General features: G+C 52.0%; 23 protein-coding genes. 11 read left to right on the top strand and 12 right to left on the bottom strand.

The features are described from left to right. Positions 1–74: 74 nt before the first annotated feature. The gene (trhO, locus tag OGY37_RS11830; protein ID WP_003832128.1) at positions 75–1,127 is read left to right on the top strand and encodes an oxygen-dependent tRNA uridine(34) hydroxylase TrhO; all 1,053 of its coding nucleotides are present in this window, start codon (positions 75–77) and stop codon (positions 1,125–1,127) included. Between the two features lie 45 nt (positions 1,128–1,172). On the opposite strand, the gene OGY37_RS11825 is transcribed toward trhO, so the two are convergent. From OGY37_RS11825 to mdtH, 9 genes are all read right to left on the bottom strand, one after another. Beyond that, positions 1,173–1,748 (bottom strand): YceI family protein, encoded by a 576-nt coding sequence (locus OGY37_RS11825; RefSeq protein WP_126318510.1) that lies wholly within the window; start codon positions 1,746–1,748, stop codon positions 1,173–1,175. 1 nt (position 1,749) lies between these two features. After that, positions 1,750–2,316: a cytochrome b gene (locus OGY37_RS11820; protein WP_286620863.1), complete on the bottom strand. Its 567-nt coding sequence runs from the start codon at positions 2,314–2,316 to the stop codon at positions 1,750–1,752. A 262-nt stretch (positions 2,317–2,578) separates the two neighbouring features. Next, on the bottom strand, positions 2,579–2,692 hold the full coding sequence (locus OGY37_RS11815) for a YceO family protein (RefSeq protein ID WP_003036148.1): 114 nt from the start codon (positions 2,690–2,692) through the stop codon (positions 2,579–2,581). Between the two features lie 55 nt (positions 2,693–2,747). Then, positions 2,748–3,863 (bottom strand): N-methyl-L-tryptophan oxidase, encoded by a 1,116-nt coding sequence (solA, locus tag OGY37_RS11810; protein WP_286620860.1) that lies wholly within the window; start codon positions 3,861–3,863, stop codon positions 2,748–2,750. 114 nt (positions 3,864–3,977) lie between these two features. After that, positions 3,978–4,232, bottom strand: coding sequence for a biofilm formation regulator BssS (bssS, locus tag OGY37_RS11805; RefSeq protein ID WP_003036154.1), 255 nt, complete (start codon positions 4,230–4,232; stop codon positions 3,978–3,980). A 340-nt stretch (positions 4,233–4,572) separates the two neighbouring features. Continuing rightward, entirely contained in the window at positions 4,573–4,818 is a 246-nt protein-coding gene (gene dinI, locus OGY37_RS11800; protein WP_003036157.1) for a DNA damage-inducible protein I, read from the bottom strand. Positions 4,819–4,883: 65 nt separating this feature from the next. Beyond that, positions 4,884–5,930 carry a dihydroorotase gene (gene pyrC / locus OGY37_RS11795; protein ID WP_166465422.1) on the bottom strand — a complete coding sequence of 349 codons (1,047 nt, stop codon included), beginning with the start codon at positions 5,928–5,930 and terminating at the stop codon, positions 4,884–4,886. 105 nt (positions 5,931–6,035) lie between these two features. Further along, a complete protein-coding gene (locus tag OGY37_RS11790) occupies positions 6,036–6,596 on the bottom strand; it encodes a lipoprotein (protein WP_020996498.1) in 561 nt (186 codons plus the stop codon). A 114-nt stretch (positions 6,597–6,710) separates the two neighbouring features. Next, entirely contained in the window at positions 6,711–7,919 is a 1,209-nt protein-coding gene (gene mdtH / locus OGY37_RS11785; RefSeq protein ID WP_003832142.1) for a multidrug efflux MFS transporter MdtH, read from the bottom strand. Positions 7,920–8,178: 259 nt separating this feature from the next. On the opposite strand from mdtH, the gene rimJ reads away from it, so the two are divergent. From rimJ to murJ, 4 genes are all read left to right on the top strand, one after another. Next, entirely contained in the window at positions 8,179–8,763 is a 585-nt protein-coding gene (rimJ, locus tag OGY37_RS11780) for a ribosomal protein S5-alanine N-acetyltransferase (protein ID WP_003832145.1), read from the top strand. Positions 8,764–8,797: 34 nt separating this feature from the next. Further along, the gene (locus OGY37_RS11775; RefSeq protein ID WP_126318503.1) at positions 8,798–9,445 is read left to right on the top strand and encodes a YceH family protein; all 648 of its coding nucleotides are present in this window, start codon (positions 8,798–8,800) and stop codon (positions 9,443–9,445) included. Between the two features lies 1 nt (position 9,446). Beyond that, positions 9,447–10,370: a Gfo/Idh/MocA family protein gene (locus OGY37_RS11770; RefSeq protein WP_286620858.1), complete on the top strand. Its 924-nt coding sequence runs from the start codon at positions 9,447–9,449 to the stop codon at positions 10,368–10,370. Positions 10,371–10,592: 222 nt separating this feature from the next. Next, complete coding sequence (gene murJ / locus OGY37_RS11765) at positions 10,593–12,128, top strand: murein biosynthesis integral membrane protein MurJ (protein ID WP_286620856.1); 1,536 nt, start codon at positions 10,593–10,595, stop codon at positions 12,126–12,128. A gap of 85 nt (positions 12,129–12,213) precedes the next feature. On the opposite strand, the gene flgN is transcribed toward murJ, so the two are convergent. The 3 genes from flgN to flgA all read right to left on the bottom strand — a co-directional run bounded on the left by flgN (position 12,214) and on the right by flgA (position 13,686). Continuing rightward, a complete protein-coding gene (gene flgN / locus OGY37_RS11760) occupies positions 12,214–12,636 on the bottom strand; it encodes a flagella biosynthesis chaperone FlgN (RefSeq protein ID WP_286620854.1) in 423 nt (140 codons plus the stop codon). 3 nt (positions 12,637–12,639) lie between these two features. After that, positions 12,640–12,933, bottom strand: a complete 294-nt coding sequence (gene flgM / locus OGY37_RS11755; RefSeq protein WP_003832153.1) for a flagellar biosynthesis anti-sigma factor FlgM — start codon at positions 12,931–12,933, stop codon at positions 12,640–12,642. A 93-nt stretch (positions 12,934–13,026) separates the two neighbouring features. Further along, the gene (flgA, locus tag OGY37_RS11750; protein WP_126318499.1) at positions 13,027–13,686 is read right to left on the bottom strand and encodes a flagellar basal body P-ring formation chaperone FlgA; all 660 of its coding nucleotides are present in this window, start codon (positions 13,684–13,686) and stop codon (positions 13,027–13,029) included. A gap of 157 nt (positions 13,687–13,843) precedes the next feature. Here flgA and flgB point away from each other — a divergent pair, with 157 nt between their 5' ends. Genes flgB through flgG form a run of 6 tightly spaced genes read left to right on the top strand, consistent with a single transcriptional unit; the run spans position 13,844 to position 18,269 of the window. Next, entirely contained in the window at positions 13,844–14,260 is a 417-nt protein-coding gene (gene flgB / locus OGY37_RS11745) for a flagellar basal body rod protein FlgB (RefSeq protein ID WP_003036189.1), read from the top strand. 3 nt (positions 14,261–14,263) lie between these two features. Next, on the top strand, positions 14,264–14,668 hold the full coding sequence (flgC, locus tag OGY37_RS11740; protein ID WP_003036191.1) for a flagellar basal body rod protein FlgC: 405 nt from the start codon (positions 14,264–14,266) through the stop codon (positions 14,666–14,668). 11 nt (positions 14,669–14,679) lie between these two features. Next, positions 14,680–15,378: a flagellar hook assembly protein FlgD gene (gene flgD / locus OGY37_RS11735; protein WP_003832158.1), complete on the top strand. Its 699-nt coding sequence runs from the start codon at positions 14,680–14,682 to the stop codon at positions 15,376–15,378. Positions 15,379–15,404: 26 nt separating this feature from the next. Further along, positions 15,405–16,697 (top strand): flagellar hook protein FlgE, encoded by a 1,293-nt coding sequence (gene flgE / locus OGY37_RS11730; protein WP_148362126.1) that lies wholly within the window; start codon positions 15,405–15,407, stop codon positions 16,695–16,697. 20 nt (positions 16,698–16,717) lie between these two features. Then, positions 16,718–17,473 (top strand): flagellar basal body rod protein FlgF, encoded by a 756-nt coding sequence (locus OGY37_RS11725; RefSeq protein ID WP_003832161.1) that lies wholly within the window; start codon positions 16,718–16,720, stop codon positions 17,471–17,473. A 13-nt stretch (positions 17,474–17,486) separates the two neighbouring features. Beyond that, positions 17,487–18,269, top strand: coding sequence for a flagellar basal-body rod protein FlgG (flgG, locus tag OGY37_RS11720; protein WP_003036202.1), 783 nt, complete (start codon positions 17,487–17,489; stop codon positions 18,267–18,269). The last annotated feature ends 2 nt before the right edge of the window (positions 18,270–18,271 follow it).

Genomic DNA, 18,271 nt, shown 5'->3' with positions numbered 1-18,271 from the left:
GATGTAAATTGGCGATGTTTGCTTTATTATGCCGCCGATTTTCATTTATTCCTTATTTGCAGGATACGTACACCATGCCAGTGTTACACAACCGCATTTCGAACGACGCCCTCAAAGCCAAAATGCTGGCCGAGACCGAGCCGCGCACGACGATCTCATTCTATAAATATTTCACCATTGCCAATCCTCAGCACACGCGTGATGCGCTGTACCAGATGTTCACCGCATTGAACGTCTTCGGGCGAGTATATCTTGCCCATGAAGGAATTAACGCGCAAATCAGCGTACCGCAAAGCAACGTCGAGGCATTTCGCCAGCAGCTCTATGCGTTTGATGCTGCATTGAAGGATTTACGTCTGAATATTGCGCTGGATGATGACGGTAAATCGTTCTGGGTACTGCGTATGAAAGTCCGCGAACGTATCGTGGCGGATGGTATTGACGATCCAGACTTTGACGCCAGCAACGTGGGGGATTATCTCAAGGCTGCGGAAGTAAACGCCATGCTGGACGATCCTGAAGCGGTATTCATTGATATGCGCAACCACTATGAATATGAGGTGGGTCATTTCGAGAATGCGCTGGAGATACCGGCAGACACGTTCCGCGACCAGTTGCCGAAAGCTGTTGAAATGATGCAGGCGCATAAAGATAAAAAAATCGTGATGTACTGCACGGGTGGGATCCGCTGTGAGAAAGCCAGCGCCTGGATGAAACACAATGGATTTAGCAAAGTCTGGCACATTGAGGGCGGTATTATTGAGTATGCCCGCAAGGCGCGTGAACAGGGGCTTCCGGTACGTTTTGTCGGTAAAAACTTTGTCTTTGATGAGCGTATGGGCGAAAGGATCTCTGAAGATGTTATCGCACATTGCCATCAGTGCGGCACGGCGTGCGATAGCCATACTAATTGCAAAAATGATGGCTGCCATCTGTTGTTTATTCAGTGCCCGGCTTGTGCGCAGAAATATAAAGGCTGCTGTAGCGAGCTGTGTAGCGAAGAGAGTGAGTTGCCGGAAGAGGAACAACGGCGTCGTCGTGCGGGGCGTGAAAATGGCAATAAAATCTTCAATAAATCACGCGGTCACCTGAATACCAAACTGGGTATTCCAGACCCTGCGCAATAACATGATGCCGGATGAGGGGCAGAACCTCATCCGGTAATTCATGCGTTACTTCTGCTGAACACCTTCCACTGAGATGATCAAATCGACTTCCTGCGATGCAGGGCCGAGATCGGTGGTGATGTTGAAATCCTTCAGCTTAATCTTACCTTGCGCTTCAAAACCAGCGCGCGTACCGCCCCAGGGATCGCCACCCTGACCGATGAGCTTCGCGTCCAGCGTAACCGGTTTGGTAACGCCGTTCAGGGTCAAATTACCGGTGATATCCAGGTCATTCCCCTCTTTTTTCACGCTGGTGGAGCTGAAGGTCGCCTGCGGGAATTTTGCCACGTTAAGGAAATCTGCACTGCGCAGATGCTTGTCGCGTTCGGCGTGATTAGTGTCAACGCTGTTGGTGTTGATGGTTACGTTAACCTTATCGGCTGCGGGATTTTTCTCATCAAAGGTAAACGTACCGTCGAAATCTTTGAAAGTGCCGTACAGCCAGCTGTAACCCAGATGCTGAATACGGAAATTAACAAAGGCATGCTGTCCTTCCTTGTCAATTTTGTAATCTGCCGCCACGGCCGACCCGGTGGTGAATAACACAGAAGCGAGTGTAAGTCCCAGCAGGTTTTTTTTCATTTTAAGCTCCATAGTCAGATGACGATTTTCCCAACATGCGATTGAGGGTATCGTCGTTATCAATAAAGTGATGTTTCAGGGCCATCAGTCCGTGTAGTAGGGATAAAATCACCACGATCCACGCAAGCCACAGGTGCAAGCTACCGGCGAGGTCGGCCTGGGTACCCGCATTGGCCAGGGTGGCAGGAATGTCAAACCATCCAAAGACGCTTATCGCTTTGCCATCTGCGGTGGAAATCAGATATCCGCTGATGACAATCGAAAAGAGCAGCAAATAAAGTGCGAGGTGACCCAGTGCCGCTGCGATACGGGTCAAACGGGAGTAGCTTGCCAACGCAGCAGGTGGAGGGGAGAACAACCGCCAGACAACGCGGATAACCAGTCCCATCATGAGTAGGATGCCGATGCTTTTATGCAGTTCGGGGGCCTGGTGATACCAGCCATCATAGTAGCTAAGCGTGACCATCCATAACCCCAACGCAAACATGCCATATACAGCAATCGCAACCAGCCAATGTAATGTGGCTGACACTACGCCATAGCGCTGTGGAGTATTATTGAATTGCATAAGCACACCGATTGATATTTCAGAAGTGAATGAAAATGGCGTGTAAAAGACATTAATGCAACTAATAAATAACAATGGTGATGATATTTATTTTTTGTTCAATAAAATTGACTGATTGTTGAGGTAACCATCAAGGGATTAGTGCGAAAATATGTGGCGGGGTTTAGTTTATGGGGTGTTATGGTTTTTGTTATTGTTCAGTTTATTGCAATGAAAATTAAGCTAATCTCAATTTTTGTCAATTATTGTCAACGCACAGGAATTAGAAAAACATAATATATATTACATCCATAATGGCCAGCAGCGACCATAAAATAATGTAGAGCATAAGGTGCTCGCGAATATTATTAACCAGATAGTGAAAGATACGACGCATTGACGTTATTCCTGTCATTAAAAATGGCCTCACCAACGAGGCCATTCATTTATTATCACTTAAAACGGCTTAACCTGAAGGGGGTCAGGTCAAAGTCAGACGGTTTGTCCTGAGCGAAGTCTGCCGCAATCTCTCCCAGTACAGAAGCAAACTTAAAGCCATGTCCGCTCAGCCCGGTAATGATCAGCGTATTGTCATGTTCCGGCAGAGTATCAATTATAAAGTCCTCATCCGGTGAATTATCGTAAGTGCAGGATGCGCCGTGCAGGCAACAGCCAACGCCAGGCAGAATTGTGCGCAGGAATGGGAAGGCTTCAGAACCGTCGCTGGCTACAGCGGAAAATGGCTTACGCTCTTCTGCAGAGTGAATTACCTGTCCGCCATTGTGCTTACCAATTTTCAGCTCGTCGTTTTCAGCCGGGAAACCGTAGTATTGATCGCCATTTGGCAGTTCGCCGGTGAAGGCCGGGAAGTTATTCTTAACGCTGTAGCGCCCATCGGCCTGATACCAGGCGAACACTTTGCGCACAGGTTGTATCGGTAGTTCAGGGACTAAAGCCTGCACCCAGGTACCGGCGCTGATCACTGCTTTCTTCGCGTGGTAGTCACCGTCAGCCGTTTCTACCGTGATGCCATCATCACCGTGAAGAATTGCGCTGACCGGGCATTTAAACAGTTGCGCACAGCCTGCTTCTTCCGCCAGACGGATCCAGGTTTTAATTGCTAACTCACTGCGTAAAAAACCGGACTCCGCTTCAAACAGACCGATATAGTTGTCAGGTACGCGAATTTCCGGCCAGCGAGCCATGATGGCCGCTGCATCTAATTGTTCAACGTTAAGTTGCCACTGTTTTGCGCTTTGCGCTGCAGTCGCTAAGAAGGTCGACTCTGCCGGACCGAGGTTGATAACACCGGAGCGAACAAAAATCGGTTCTTCATTATGGGTGGACAGTTCATCCCACAATGTTTGCGCACGTAGCACCAGCGGAACGTATTTTTCACCTTCGCCATAAGCATGACGAATTAATCGTGTATCGCCGTGGTGGCTGCCCTGTTGATGTGGTGGCATATGCGCATCGATCATCAGAACCTTCAGACCGGCACGAGTGGCATAGTATCCAGCTGCGGCGCCTACTGAACCGCTGCCAATAATGATTAAGTCGTATTTCATCCGCTTCTCTCTGCAATCGCGATAGTAGCAGGGTAAATAACTGACCTGGAATATTCAACCTGGAAATAAGAAAGGCACCGCTAAGGTGCCTTTTGATGGTTGGATGTATCAGGTTTAATGTCGCTGATACTCATTTACCTGGTAATCGCCAGATTCAATTTTGGCGATTCCTGCTTCTAATATCGAAATAAATTGCCTGGCAACATCAGTGGTTAACCAGAGCGTTTGACCAACTTCAGTCCCATCCGGGTCAGGGCGGTTCGGGGTTTGGTAGTGCAAACGCAGCATCAGCGCATCGTAGCTATCAACGGTGCTGATGTCCCACCCTACAAGCGGATGAGTCTGAATGACTTCATTATTCTTTTCCATCATGCCCCCTAATTCGTGTTACTAGACAACGGTTTTCGAGGTTCAATGCGTTTTTTTCTGAAGCAACTTCAGTATATCAATAAATAAGGGTATTCATTGAAAATTTAAAGAGGGAAGGGTATAAATTTTTTGTTTTCAGCGTTATCTGACTAAGAAAACGACATGTTATTCATTTTTTTTTAGTATGTTGCACAATTATTTTGTTGTTTTGGTTAAAAGATAATCGGTGGGTTAATATTAAATTAAATGCTCGTCAGAAGAAATGCGCGATTGATTACAAGATTGCGTGTATAAAAAAGCCGGGGCGACCCGGCAAACAAACATCACTGCATATCATTATTTATTCGTTGATGAACCAGTCATCCGCGCTTTCCCAGGTTTCCTGTAGGATCTCGCTGATGCGTTCTTTGTCCTCTTTGGTCGCGCCAATAACCGACAGATTGTTTGCGCCGGCATAACGGACGGTAACGTTACCTTCGTTATCCGGAAAATGGTGCTGAATACGGCGGGAGAGTTCACCTGCCAGTGCGTCAATTGCACCGGCTGGTAAAGGTGAAGTTTTGGCAATAGTGACTTCAATACGCATAGTAGCCCCCTGTGGAATATACTGTTTATTTATACAGTTATTCGCATCGGTTGGCTACACTTTTTTTAGCTTTTTACTGACCAGCATATCGTTTCGCCACCCAGGAAAGGCACCAGCGTATCGTCTTCCAACGCTATGCTCTCAGGAACAAGGTGCTCCATGCGTTCCAGCTCAATAAAGCTCTCATTTACCGGCAAACCATAGAACTGTGGGCCGTTGAGTGAGCAGAAGGCTTCGAAATGGTCCAGCGCATTCATCTCTTCAAACACGGTGGCATAGCTGCCTAGTGCGGTCGGTGCATTAAAACAGCCGGCACAGCCACAGCTTGACTCTTTGCGATGACGTGCGTGCGGCGCTGAGTCGGTACCGAGGAAGGCGCGCGTAAACCCGCTGGCAACCAGTTCACGCAGCGCCTGTTGGTGGACGTTACGTTTGAGGATCGGCAGGCAGTACAGGTGAGGACGAATCCCGCCAACCAGCATGTGGTTGCGGTTAAACATCAGGTGCTGTGGCGTAATAGTCGCTGCCAGAAGCTCGTTACCGTCGCGCACGTATTCGGCAGCATCTTTGGTAGTGATATGCTCGAACACTACTTTCAGCGAGGTCAAACGCTGGCGCAGTGGTTCCATCACCGTTTCAATAAAGCGCGCTTCGCGATCGAAAATATCGATATCTGCATGCGTCACTTCGCCGTGCACCAGCAGCGGCATACCCAATTTTTCCATCCGCTCCAGCACCGGCATGATGGCGTCAATAGAGGTTACGCCATGCGTCGAATTGGTGGTGGCATTGGCCGGATAGAGTTTTGCCGCCGTGAATACGCCTTCGTTAAATCCACGTTCCAGCTCGTTGGGATCCAGCGTATCCGTTAAGTAGCAGGTCATTAATGGCGTGAAGTCGTGTCCGGCAGGTACCGCGTCAATAATGCGCTGGCGATAAGCGATAGCCGCGTCAACCGTGGTGACGGGCGGTGCCAGGTTCGGCATGACAATGGCGCGGCCATAAATTTCACTGGTGTAGGGCACGACAGTTTTTAACATGTCGCCATCGCGAAAGTGAAGATGCCAGTCGTCTGGGCGGCGGATCTTTAAAACCTGGGATGGTGCAGTCATCAATATGCTCCGGCTGAGGATAGTCTTTTTTGCCGGAAACAAAGGATAAGCGGAAACGTTTTCGTTTGCACGAAAAAAAAGGGCGCATCGGCGCCCTCAGTTTTATTAGTCGGTGAACGGGATGATGATTTCCCCCGGTTTCACCTCAATTCCCTTCGCCAGTTTTTTCGCCAGAGCTTCACCCTGACTGCTGTCATCCTGCAGAATGTAGGCTGGCTGCTGGTTGAAATAGTTACGCAGCGACTGGTTTAAATAAGGCATCAGCGTTTGCAGTACCGACTGCATTTTTTCTGGTGTAACGGTCGCATCCACGACTTCCATCTCTTGCAGATAAATTGCGCCTTTCTCTTTGTTGAATACCGGTAAGGCTTTTAACTTCAGCTTCATGGTCGCTTTTTGACTGCCAAACAGGGAATTCATGTCCAGGTTGGCGTCACCGGTCAGCGTCACTTTATTGGGTTCTTCACGGCCAATCTGACTGGCGAGATTATTTAGTACGATGTGTGCTTCAGCAACGCCGGGCAAGCCGATATCTTTAGAAAAGTTATTATGCTTTGCCAGGGCCTGATTAATTTCTTGCTCGCTAACCGTGTATTGCGTGAGTTGATTACAACCAACCAACAGGCCGCTGACAATCAGTGCAGCGGCAAAAAAAAACTTTTTCATGGGGTTCCTCAACATGATGCATGTGGCGTAATCGTGACACAAAGCATCATCGAGTACCAGCGCCCCGGACGCCAGCAGAAAAAACTGAAAAGCGCCCGGAAGCAGGCTCGGCTATCAGGCGTCTGGCTCCAGCATGCCTCTCGTTGGGCGTTTGAGACTGAATTGCCAGCCCAACGCCAGGAAGGTGATGAGGCCGATAATACCGAGCATCATCCAGGGCAATTCAGGCTGTGCCAGGGCCTTGCCCATGTCAAACAACCAGCCGCCACCGATATATCCAATTGCGCCACCGATAGCGAGTCCCAGTCGGCTGAAGCCCATATAGCTTCCTCTGGCCCGAGCGTTCGCCAGTGAGGCGCTCAGGGTTTCACGCGCGGGTTCGGCGATGATCGAGCCAATATAGAACGTGCAGATTAGGGTGAATAACTGCTGCAAATTCCCGACCAGACCGATCGGCATCATGCTCAGAGACATCACCAGCAGACCGGCCATCAGACGATGCTCAAGGCGAAAACGTTTTTCACTCCAGCGGGCAATTGGATAGAGCAGCGTCAATGAGAGGCACGCCTCGATGGCATACATCCATTTCACGGCGGCCGGTGAACCTGCGATGTCGTTCACCATGATTGGCAGCATCAGCATCACCTGTACCGCCAGCATGTAATAGCCTGCCAGCGTCAGCACATAGGTGACAAAGCGCTTGTCATGCATCACGTGGCTCATCCCTTCGCGCACTGGAATTTTCACCGTCGACAGCTTCCATGCCGGGAGCAGCCAGGCGTTAAACGCCGCGCACAGAACGAACAAAATTGCGCCGGTGGCACAGACCAGACGGAAATCGTATTGCAATAACCAACTGCCAAGCAACGCGCCAACCACGGCCCCGGCGCTATCCTGCATCATCAGAATAGAGAAAAAGCGCCCGCGCTTTTCCGGGCGGATCAGTTTAACCACCAGCGCCGAGCGGGGTGGGTCGAATAGTGTACCGCCCAGTCCGGAGAGAAAGCAGGAAAACCACAGCAGCCACGGCTCATGGGCAATGCCCATGGTGGCGAACCCGGCAGCGCGCATCAGCATGCCGGTGACTATCATCGGTTTTGCACCAAAACGGTCCGCAATAGCGCCGCCGAAAATACCCAACCCCTGCTGGATAAATTGACGTAATCCTAGTGCAATACCGACCATCACGGCGGCCCAGCCCATTTGGTCGACGAAACGAATTGAGATCAGCGGGAAAACGACGAAGAAACCCAGCACGACCAGCATATTATCGATGAGAAGGAAGTATTTACCCAGGTTCCTTGCCTGCGAGACTTGCGACATTTCCCCTCCAGGGAAAAACTCGTCACTCTGGATAGAGTTTAAAAGATAAGCACCTCCTATTCTGCGGTGTCGTCATCGCTTTTCCCACCCTTCGCGGGACAATATTTTTTTATCAAAAGTCCGTCTTGATAGAGAGTTTTCATCAAAATGTGTGAATAATTCAAAAAATGGCATTTTGCTCTTTTCACAGGGTGTATTCGCACAGGTATAGTAATGCGAATAGCGTATTGAAGACGTTACGGGAAGGAGTAGGTATAGAATGTTTGGCTATCGCAGTAACGTGCCAAAAGTGCGCTTAACCACCGACCGCCTGGTCGTGCGTTTAGTGCATGAGCGTGATGCCTGGCGTCTGGCAGATTATTACGCAGAAAATCGTCATTTCTTAAAACCCTGGGAACCTATTCGCGATGAAAGCCACTGCTATCCGTCCGGCTGGCAGGCGCGTCTGAGCATGATCTCTGAGTTTCATAAACAGGGCACCGCCTATTATTTTGCGCTGCTCGATCCGGACGAAAAAGAAATTATCGGCGTTGCGAACTTCTCAAACGTGGTGCGGGGATCCTTCCATGCCTGTTATCTCGGCTACTCCATTGCGCAGAAGTGGCAGGGGCAGGGGTTAATGTATGAAGCCTTAACCTCGGCCATCCGTTATATGCAGCGCACGCAACATATTCATCGCATTATGGCTAACTACATGCCACATAATAAGCGCAGCGGTGACCTGCTGGCGCGACTGGGTTTTGAAAAAGAAGGGTATGCCAAAGACTACCTGCTGATTGACGGGCAGTGGCGCGATCACGTGCTGACGGCGTTGACCACATCAGAATGGACCCCCGGCCGCTAAGTTTCAGATGCAGCCATGATTAATGGAGAAGACGATGAAATACGAATTAACCGCCACCGAAGCACGAGTGATTGGCTGTTTATTAGAAAAACAAGTGACCACGCCGGAACAGTACCCACTCTCCGTTAATGGAGTCGTAACAGCCTGCAATCAAAAAACGAATCGTGAACCGGTGATGAACCTGTCGGAATCGGACGTTCAGGAGCAACTGGATAACCTGGTTAAGCGACATTTTCTGCGCACGGTGAGCGGCTTTGGCAATCGCGTCACGAAATATGAGCAGCGTTTCTGCAACTCTGAATTTGGCAATCTGAAACTTAGTGCCGCAGAGGTGGCCATAATCACCACACTGCTGCTGCGGGGCGCTCAGACGCCTGGTGAACTGCGTAGCCGCGCATCCCGTATGTACGAATTCAGCGACATGGCCGAAGTGGAGTCGACGCTGGAAAATCTGGCGAACCGGGAAGATGGGCCTTATGTGATCCGCCTGGCGCGTGAGCCGGGCAAACGTGAAAGTCGCTATATGCACCTGTTTTGTGGTGAGGTTGATGAAGCCATTGCTGCGGCAGATGAACTCCCTGCGGCCTCCGGCGATCTGCATGCGCGCGTGGAAGCGCTGGAAACGGAAGTCGCAGAACTTAAGCAGCGACTCGATTCCTTGCTGGCGCACCTGGGAGACTAACGTGAATAAATTACGTATCGGCGTAGCCGGTCTGGGCGGTATTGCACAAAAGGCCTGGCTACCCGTGCTGGGCACATCCGCGGACTGGACGCTGCAAGGGGCTTTTTCACCTTCGCGGGATAAAGCGCAGCTTATCTGTGACACCTGGCGAATACCCTACGTGGATTCATTGGTGAATCTGGCGCAAACCTGCGACGCGGTTTTCGTTCATTCCAGCACCGCGACGCACTATGCGGTAGTCAGTGAATTGCTGAATGCCGGAGTTCACGTGTGCGTGGATAAACCGCTGGCGGAAAACCTGCGCGAGGCTGAGCAACTGGTCGAGCTGGCCGCGCGGAAAAAACTCACGCTGATGGTCGGGTTTAACCGTCGATTTGCACCGCTGTACCAGGATCTCAAAACCCAGTTGGGCAGTGCAGCGTCTGTACGTATGGATAAGCACCGTACGGATAGCGTTGGGCCGCACGATCTGCGCTTCACTCTGCTGGACGACTATCTGCACGTGGTCGATACCGCTTTGTGGCTGGCGGGAGGGCAGGCGCAGTTAAATAACGGCACGCTGCTGACCAATGAATCTGGTGCGATGCTCTACGCCGAGCACCATTTTTCTGTTGGGCAAATGCAGATAACGACCAGTATGCATCGCCGTGCCGGTAGTCAGCGCGAGAGCGTGCAGGCGGTGACGGACGGCGGCCTGATTGACGTAACTGATATGCGGGAATGGCGGGAAGAGCGTGGGCAAGGTGTTATTCATAAGCCGATAGCGGGCTGGCAAACGACCTTAGAACAGCGTGGTTTTGCCGGATGTGCGCGTCATTTCATTGAGTGCGTGCAAAATCAGACGGTTCCCCAGACGGCAGGCGAGCAGGCGCTACTGGCCCAGCGTGTTGTTGAAAAGCTGTGGCGGGAGGCGATGGCTGAATAATCCCCTGTAACATCTGGCGGTAGTAATTCATTGTAATCCAGGTACTATATGCCCACTCAAAATAACACCTCTTTTCAACCATAGGCTGGTTTGTCGGCCTGATAAGGTGCCAGGGTGTCGCCATCAGGCACAGCAAAAGTGTCGGATGGCGGCGAGAATGCCTTATCCGACCTACGGGCAGGTTTGTCGGGGTTTTGCCTCAGAGTCTGGAATACAACATAGATGAATTTATTAAAGTCGCTGGCAGCCGTCAGCTCGATGACGATGTTTTCACGTGTGCTGGGTTTTGCGCGTGATGCGATTGTCGCCAGAATCTTTGGTGCAGGGATGGCGACAGATGCCTTTTTTGTGGCATTCAAACTTCCTAACCTGTTGCGCCGAATTTTTGCCGAAGGCGCATTTTCGCAGGCATTTGTGCCGATTCTTGCTGAGTACAAAAGCAAGCAGGGGGAAGATGCTACCCGCGTGTTTGTTGCCTACGTTTCCGGACTGTTGACGCTGGCGCTGGCCGTGGTGACGGTAGCCGGGATGTTGGCTGCGCCATGGGTGATATTAGTTACCGCGCCGGGATTTGCCGACACAGCGGATAAATTTGCGCTGACCACTCAACTGCTGCGGATCACTTTTCCCTATATTCTACTGATTTCACTGGCCTCACTGGTTGGTGCGATCCTTAATACCTGGAACCGCTTTTCCATTCCTGCATTTGCCCCGACCTTTCTGAATATCAGCATGATCGGCTTCGCGCTATTTGCGGCACCCTATTTTAACCCGCCGGTGCTGGCGCTGGCGTGGGCCGTTACGGTTGGCGGCGTGCTACAGCTGATTTATCAGCTTCCGCACTTGAAGAAAATTGGCATGCTGGTGCTGCCGCGCGTGAACTTCCGTGATGCAGGGTCGATGCGTGTCGTCAAGCAAATGGGGCCAGCGATCCTTGGGGTATCGGTCAGTCAGATTTCACTGATCATCAATACGATTTTCGCCTCGTTTCTGGCCTCTGGCTCAGTTTCATGGATGTATTATGCTGACCGTCTGATGGAGTTTCCGTCCGGTGTTCTGGGCGTGGCGCTGGGGACTATCCTGCTGCCATCGCTGTCCAAAAGCTTTTCCAGCGGTAATCATGATGAATATTGTCGCCTGATGGACTGGGGCCTGCGCTTGTGTTTCCTGTTGGCATTACCGAGTGCCGTAGCGTTGGGTATTCTGGCCAAACCGCTGACGGTGTCTCTGTTCCAGTACGGTAAATTTACCGCCTTTGATGCCGCGATGACCCAGCGTGCGCTGGTGGCGTACTCGGTAGGTTTGATTGGCTTGATCGTGGTGAAAGTGTTGGCTCCGGGCTTTTACTCGCGCCAGGATATTAAAACGCCAGTGAAGATTGCCATTGTGACGCTGATTATGACCCAGGTGATGAACCTGGCGTTTATCGGGCCGTTAAAGCATGCCGGATTGTCGCTGTCGATTGGTCTGGCGGCATGTCTGAACGCTTCACTGCTGTACTGGCAACTGCGGAAACAGAAAATCTTTACCCCACAACCGGGCTGGAGCTGGTTCCTGGCGCGTCTGGTGATTTCCGTGCTGGTGATGTCTGCGGTGCTGGTTGGGATGCTCTACATCATGCCGGATTGGTCGCAGGGAACGATGTTGTGGCGTCTGCTGCGTCTGATGGCGGTCGTGGTGGCAGGTATTGCCGCTTACTTCGCAGCACTCGCCGTACTGGGCTTTAAAGTAAAAGAGTTTGTGCGCCGGACGGCGTAATGGATCAATGCCGGATGGCGGCATAACGCCGTATCCGGCCTACTAAAGGCGTAGGCCTGATAAGCAAAACGTTATCAGGCTGACATCAAATAGAGAATTTTTTCCCGCCGCGGTGCGCAGCAGAGGTTTGACCGTTTGCGCCATACAACGCCGGTTCCTGGTGCGGTTTCAGCACTTGTATTGCTTGTTGATTACGCTCGATCTGCCCTTCCAGCAGCCAACCGTTGTGCTGGTTGAGGTCGCGTAAATGCTGTGTTTTCTTGGTGATAGTCTGCCAGCGTTCAGCAATCTCATCATTGGCGCTGCGCGTGGCGTCATGCTCCAGGCGGCGCTGCTGCTCAAGATAATCAAGGGTTGCCAGCAAGGAGCTTTTTTCTTCTGTAATACGCTGTAGCTGGCTGCCGTTGATATGCCCTGCGGAAAGCTGCTGCTGTTCAGCATCCATTACCGTTTTCAGGTCATTGAGGACAGTCGTCATATGGTCAAGTATTTCTGACAAACGAGTCATACTTTATTTACTCTGTAGGTAGCTCTGCGCCTCGCGAATCAGCGAGTCGGCAATTTTTCCGGTATCCATTTTCAATTCACCGTTACGGATTGCGGTTTTCAGTGCTTCCACGCGTTCCATATTGATGTCATTGGTGCCAGGCTGCATCAGTTTGGCCTGGGCGTCGCTCAGCATGACGCTGGTGCTGGTGGTCGCGGTGGTTTTTTCCTTCCGCGCTTTTTGTACCGGCGCATCGCTGGTTTCACGCGGCTGAACGGTGCTTACTGGCTTCAATGGTGAGGTACGATCAATGCTCATTTTATTTTTCCTCATCGAGGGGTTACGCTATAGCGGCCCGCTGTAATCATTGGTTGTTTATCTATCGGCACACGCTAAAAAATCTTTAACCTATTATAGGTTAATAAGAATATTCCCATCAGAATCGACGACGCCGCTCACCACCTGGCCTGAAATCATCCGCACTCGCGCGCTCTGTGCGACTGCGGCGTTGTTCAGCGCTTTACCTTCGGCATTGACCCGAAAGCCATCTCCGTTGGCAATAACCAGTACGCGCTGACCGGCCTTGATCCGCCATGCCTGGCGCAACATCGAAAGCTGTATCGGTTGGCCCGGCACCAGATCGCGCAGGCTCACTGCATCCTGCACCTGACTCATATCCAGCACCGCGCGCGGCGGTAGTTGGTCCAGTCGACCACGTTTCAGCGTTACGCTGGCCGGGGTCAGGGTGCTGCCTCGCGCTACGGACGCAGCGGCAACAACGTAGTTTCCCGTCGCCTGCACGTTCACCTGCAGATAACGTTTCTCGTTGGCACATCGGGCCAGCACATTCACATTACCCCACAGTTTCGCGCTACCTGACACGCTTAATGCCGGTTGTTCGCAGTTGGGCAATAAGTTTGGTGACGTTCGGATAGTGACCACCACCTCATCGCTAAATCCGGCCAGGCGCTGGGAAAACCATGCCGTTAGCTGCGAATTCAGGTCTTGTGCCAGCGTCATAGGGCTGAACAGCAATGCTGCCACGACTATTCCACGTTTAAACGTTTGCATCAAAACCTCGCGCTTTTTCAGGTAGTGGCAGGATTTTACCTGTGTGACGCAGTCATCAACGCAACAAATAGCGACGCATTTTGCGTTTATTCCGGCGATAACGCGCGCGTAATGGGATTTAAGCTGTCGGCTGAATTTTGTCATTTGCGGAGGAGATATGCTCGATAAGCTCGACGCCGCCTTACGTTTTCAACAGGAAGCGCTGAATTTGCGCGCCCAACGCCAGGAAATATTGGCGGCCAACATTGCCAATGCCGACACGCCGGGGTATCAGGCGCGCGACCTGGATTTCGCCAGTGAATTAAAAAAAGTCATGGTGCGAGGACGGGAAGAAACCGGCGGTGTTTCATTGACGCTGACCTCTGCACAACACATTCCGGCCCAGACCGTTTCTGCGCCGTCTACGGAGCTGCTCTACCGTATTCCTGACCAGCCATCTCTTGATGGCAACACGGTAGATATGGACCGGGAGCGCACGCAATTTGCAGACAACAGCCTCAAATATCAAATGGGGCTGACGGCGCTGGGTGGACAAATCAAAGGCATGATGAACGTGCTGCAAGGAGGGAACTAATTCGTGGCGCTGTTAAATATTTTTGATATCGCAGGTTCTGCGCTGACGGCTCAGTCTAAACGCCTGAACGTCGCGGCCAGCAACATGGCGAATGCGGATAGCGTCAGCGGACCCGACGGTCAGCCGTATCGCGCGAAACAGGTTGTTTTTCAGGTAGATGCTGCGCCAGGTGCGGCAACCGGTGGCGTAAAAGTTGCTGACGTCATTGAAAGTCAGGCGCCGGATAAGCTGGTTTATGAACCCGGTAATCCGCTGGCCGATGCGAATGGCTACGTAAAAATGCCGAATGTGGACGTTGTTGGCGAGATGGTCAACACCATGTCTGCCTCACGTAGCTATCAGGCAAACGTCGAAGTGCTCAACACCGTGAAAAGCTTGATGCTTAAAACGTTGACGCTAGGCCAGTAAAGGAGGCGCACATGTCTATTGCTGTAAAAATGAATGACCCGAGCACGACGGGGGTTAATGCCGCCACGGGGAATAGCTCACTGACGGGCAGCAACGCTGCTGACCTGCAAAGCAGCTTTCTTACGCTGCTGGTTGCACAGCTGAAAAACCAGGATCCAACCAACCCGCTGCAAAACAACGAACTGACTACCCAGTTGGCGCAAATCAGTACCGTGAGTGGGATTGAGAAGCTGAACACTACGCTGGGATCGATCTCCGGGCAGATCGACAACAGTCAGTCACTGCAGGCCAGTACGCTGATTGGCCACGGTGTCATGATCCCGGGTACCACCATCCTGACCGGTAAAGGGACAGAAGAAGGTGCCAAAACCACGACAACACCATTTGGCGTTGAGCTGCAGCAACCGGCAGATAAGGTTACCGCAACCATTACCGATAAAGACGGCAAAGTGGTACGCACCATTGATATTGGTGGATTGAAAGCGGGCGTTCATACCTTTACCTGGGACGGCACCATGACCGATGGCACGGATGCACCAAGCGGTTCTTACAACGTGTCAATTGCTGCCAGTAATGGCGGAACGCAACTGGTGGCGCAGCCGCTTCAGTTTGCGCTGGTGCAGGGCGTTATTCGCAGTAACGGCGGTAATACGCTGGATCTGGGCACCTATGGAACCACCACCCTCGACGAAGTACGGCAGATAATTTAAGCCTTCACACTTATCAGGAGTAAGTCATGGCCTTTTCTCAAGCGGTCAGCGGTCTGAACGCTGCAGCGACCAACCTCGATGTCATTGGTAACAACATCGCCAACTCCGCTACCTACGGTTTTAAATCTGGCACGGCATCTTTTGCCGATATGTTTGCCGGTTCCAAAGTCGGTTTGGGCGTTAAAGTTGCGGGTATTACTCAGGACTTTACCGACGGTACTACCACCAACACCGGACGTGGTCTGGATGTTGCTATCAGCCAGAACGGTTTTTTCCGTATGGTAGACAGTAACGGTTCTGTTTTCTACAGCCGTAACGGTCAGTTCAAACTCGATGAAAACCGCAATATCGTTAACATGCAGGGGCTGCAGCTGACGGGCTATCCGGCTACCGGTACACCGCCAACAGTTCAGCAGGGTGCGAACCCGGCACCGATCACTATCCCGAATACGCTGATGGCGGCTAAATCCACCACCACTGCGTCAATGCAGGTCAACCTGAACTCCACTGACAAAGTGCCAACCAAGACCCCGTTTAACCCAAGCGATGCCGATTCCTACAATAAAAAAGGCAGCGTTACCGTTTTCGATAGCCAGGGTAACGCCCATGACATGAATATTTTTTATGTCAAAACAGGCCCTAACAAATGGGATGTCTACACCCAGGACGCCAGCGTTACGGGTTCAGTTGCCAGCAAGAATGCGGTGATGAACTTTAGTGCTAACGGTACGCTGACTTCTGTGAATAATTATGTTGCAGGGACGGTGCCAGTCGATCCAGCAGATCCGGATGGACCAAAAATCCCCGTTGAAGGTCCAGCTAATGCCCAACCGCAAATTCAGATCTCCACCGGTACGATCAATGGCGCAGTTCCTGCGAACTTCTCTCTGAGTTTCCTGAACTCCATGCAGCAGAACACCGGTGCCAACAACATCGTCGCCACGAATCAGAACGGCTACAAGCCGGGCGATCTGGTGAGCTACCAGATTAACAATGACGGTACGGTGGTCGGTAACTACTCCAACGAACAGCAACAGGTTCTGGGGCAGATCGTGCTGGCAAACTTTGCCAACAACGAAGGTCTGGCGTCTCAGGGCGACAACGTCTGGGCGGCCACACAGGCTTCCGGCGTGGCGCTGCTGGGTACCGCAGGCGAAGGTAACTTCGGCAAACTGACCAACGGTGCGCTGGAAGCGTCAAACGTGGATTTGAGTAAAGAACTGGTGAATATGATCGTTGCTCAGCGTAACTATCAGTCGAACGCGCAGACCATCAAAACCCAGGATCAGATCCTCAACACGCTGGTCAACCTGCGCTAAGCGCCTGACGGGATAGCTTAATGGATCACGCAATTTATACCGCTATGGGCGCGGCCAGTCAGACGCTGAATCAACAGGCGGTGACGGCCAGCAACCTGGCAAACGCTTCCACGCCAGGGTTTCGTGCACAGCTCAATGCGCTGCGCGCGGTTCCTGTAGAAGGATTGTCTTTACCGACGCGTACGCTGGTGGTGGCCTCCACGCCGGGGGCCGACATGACGCCGGGTCAGATGGACTATACCTCCCGCCCGCTGGATGTGGCGCTGCAACAGGATGGCTGGTTAGCTGTGCAGACCGCAGACGGTAGCGAAGGGTATACCCGTAACGGCGCTATTCAGGTAAGCCCTACGGGTGAACTGACTATTCAGGGGCATCCGGTAATTGGCGAAGCTGGACCGATAGCCGTACCGGAAGGTTCAGAAGTCACCATTGCGGCGGACGGGACAATTTCAGCACTTAACCCTGGCGATCCGGCTAATACGGTCGCGCCAGTAGGGCGGCTGAAGCTGGTGAAGGCAACAGGGCTTGAAGTGCAACGTGGTGATGACGGTATGTTCCGCCTGACCCAGGCCGCACAGGCTACCCGTGGTGCGACGTTACAGGCTGACCCCAGCATTCGCGTGATGTCGGGCGTGCTGGAAGGCAGTAACGTTAAACCGGTTGCTGCGATGAGTGACATGATCGCCAACGCCCGCCGCTTTGAAATGCAGATGAAAATTATCAGTAGCGTGGATGATAACGCGGGCCGCGCCAACCAACTGCTGTCGATGAGTTAATACAGGACATTTTATGATCAGTTCATTATGGATCGCCAAAACCGGCCTGGATGCGCAGCAAACCAACATGGATGTGATTGCCAACAACCTGGCAAACGTCAGCACCAACGGATTTAAGCGCCAACGTGCCGTATTTGAAGATCTGTTGTACCAGACGATTCGTCAGCCTGGTGCACAGTCTTCTGAGCAGACCACACTGCCGTCTGGTTTGCAGATTGGTACCGGCGTACGTCCGGTTGCGACCGAGCGTTTACACAGCCAGGGTAACCTGTCGCAGACCAACAACAGTAAAGATGTGGCGATTAAAGGCCAGGGCTTTTTCCAGGTCATGTTGCCCGATGGTACGTCCGCTTATACCCGCGACGGTTCTTTCCAGGTGGATCAGAACGGTCAGTTGGTGACGGCGGGTGGTTTTCAGGTTCAGCCTGCCATCACTATTCCGGCTAACTCGCTCAGTATCACCATTGGACGCGACGGTATTGTCAGCGTGACCCAACAGGGGCAGGCGGCGCCTGTTCAGGTCGGGCAGCTTAACCTGACAACCTTCATGAACGATACCGGTCTGGAAAGCATTGGTGAGAATCTGTACACCGAAACGCAGTCATCCGGTGCGCCGAATGAGAGCACGCCAGGGCTGAACGGCGCGGGTCTGCTGTATCAGGGCTATGTTGAAACCTCTAACGTCAACGTGGCGGAAGAGCTGGTAAACATGATCCAGGTTCAGCGCGCTTACGAAATCAACAGTAAAGCGGTATCGACCACCGATCAGATGCTGCAAAAACTGACGCAACTCTAAAG

It is taken from the genome of Citrobacter sp. Cpo030 (assembly GCF_030333005.1).
Lineage (GTDB): Bacteria > Pseudomonadota > Gammaproteobacteria > Enterobacterales > Enterobacteriaceae > Citrobacter > Citrobacter portucalensis.
The sequence above is the reverse complement of the archived record's forward strand: the minus strand, read 5'-3'. Positions and strand labels throughout refer to the sequence as shown.

Bases quoted from the DNA above. Each gene is read 5' to 3' on its own strand.
- bssS (WP_003036154.1), bottom strand. From the start codon at position 4,232: ATGGAAAAGAATAATGAAGTCATTCAGACTCATCCGCTTGTAGGGTGG.
- flgE (WP_148362126.1), top strand. From the start codon at position 15,405: ATGGCCTTTTCTCAAGCGGTCAGCGGTCTGAACGCTGCAGCGACCAAC.
- flgM (WP_003832153.1), bottom strand. From the start codon at position 12,933: ATGAGCATTGATCGTACCTCACCATTGAAGCCAGTAAGCACCGTTCAG.
- trhO (WP_003832128.1), top strand. From the start codon at position 75: ATGCCAGTGTTACACAACCGCATTTCGAACGACGCCCTCAAAGCCAAA.
- OGY37_RS11825 (WP_126318510.1), bottom strand. From the start codon at position 1,748: ATGAAAAAAAACCTGCTGGGACTTACACTCGCTTCTGTGTTATTCACC.
- pyrC (WP_166465422.1), bottom strand. From the start codon at position 5,930: ATGACTGCACCATCCCAGGTTTTAAAGATCCGCCGCCCAGACGACTGG.
- OGY37_RS11815 (WP_003036148.1), bottom strand. From the start codon at position 2,692: ATGCGTCGTATCTTTCACTATCTGGTTAATAATATTCGCGAGCACCTT.
- OGY37_RS11775 (WP_126318503.1), top strand. From the start codon at position 8,798: ATGAAATACGAATTAACCGCCACCGAAGCACGAGTGATTGGCTGTTTA.
- flgB (WP_003036189.1), top strand. From the start codon at position 13,844: ATGCTCGATAAGCTCGACGCCGCCTTACGTTTTCAACAGGAAGCGCTG.
- mdtH (WP_003832142.1), bottom strand. From the start codon at position 7,919: ATGTCGCAAGTCTCGCAGGCAAGGAACCTGGGTAAATACTTCCTTCTC.
- flgG (WP_003036202.1), top strand. From the start codon at position 17,487: ATGATCAGTTCATTATGGATCGCCAAAACCGGCCTGGATGCGCAGCAA.
- murJ (WP_286620856.1), top strand. From the start codon at position 10,593: ATGAATTTATTAAAGTCGCTGGCAGCCGTCAGCTCGATGACGATGTTT.
- flgN (WP_286620854.1), bottom strand. From the start codon at position 12,636: ATGACTCGTTTGTCAGAAATACTTGACCATATGACGACTGTCCTCAAT.
- rimJ (WP_003832145.1), top strand. From the start codon at position 8,179: ATGTTTGGCTATCGCAGTAACGTGCCAAAAGTGCGCTTAACCACCGAC.
- OGY37_RS11725 (WP_003832161.1), top strand. From the start codon at position 16,718: ATGGATCACGCAATTTATACCGCTATGGGCGCGGCCAGTCAGACGCTG.
- flgD (WP_003832158.1), top strand. From the start codon at position 14,680: ATGTCTATTGCTGTAAAAATGAATGACCCGAGCACGACGGGGGTTAAT.
- flgA (WP_126318499.1), bottom strand. From the start codon at position 13,686: ATGCAAACGTTTAAACGTGGAATAGTCGTGGCAGCATTGCTGTTCAGC.
- solA (WP_286620860.1), bottom strand. From the start codon at position 3,863: ATGAAATACGACTTAATCATTATTGGCAGCGGTTCAGTAGGCGCCGCA.
- dinI (WP_003036157.1), bottom strand. From the start codon at position 4,818: ATGCGTATTGAAGTCACTATTGCCAAAACTTCACCTTTACCAGCCGGT.
- OGY37_RS11790 (WP_020996498.1), bottom strand. From the start codon at position 6,596: ATGAAAAAGTTTTTTTTTGCCGCTGCACTGATTGTCAGCGGCCTGTTG.
- OGY37_RS11820 (WP_286620863.1), bottom strand. From the start codon at position 2,316: ATGCAATTCAATAATACTCCACAGCGCTATGGCGTAGTGTCAGCCACA.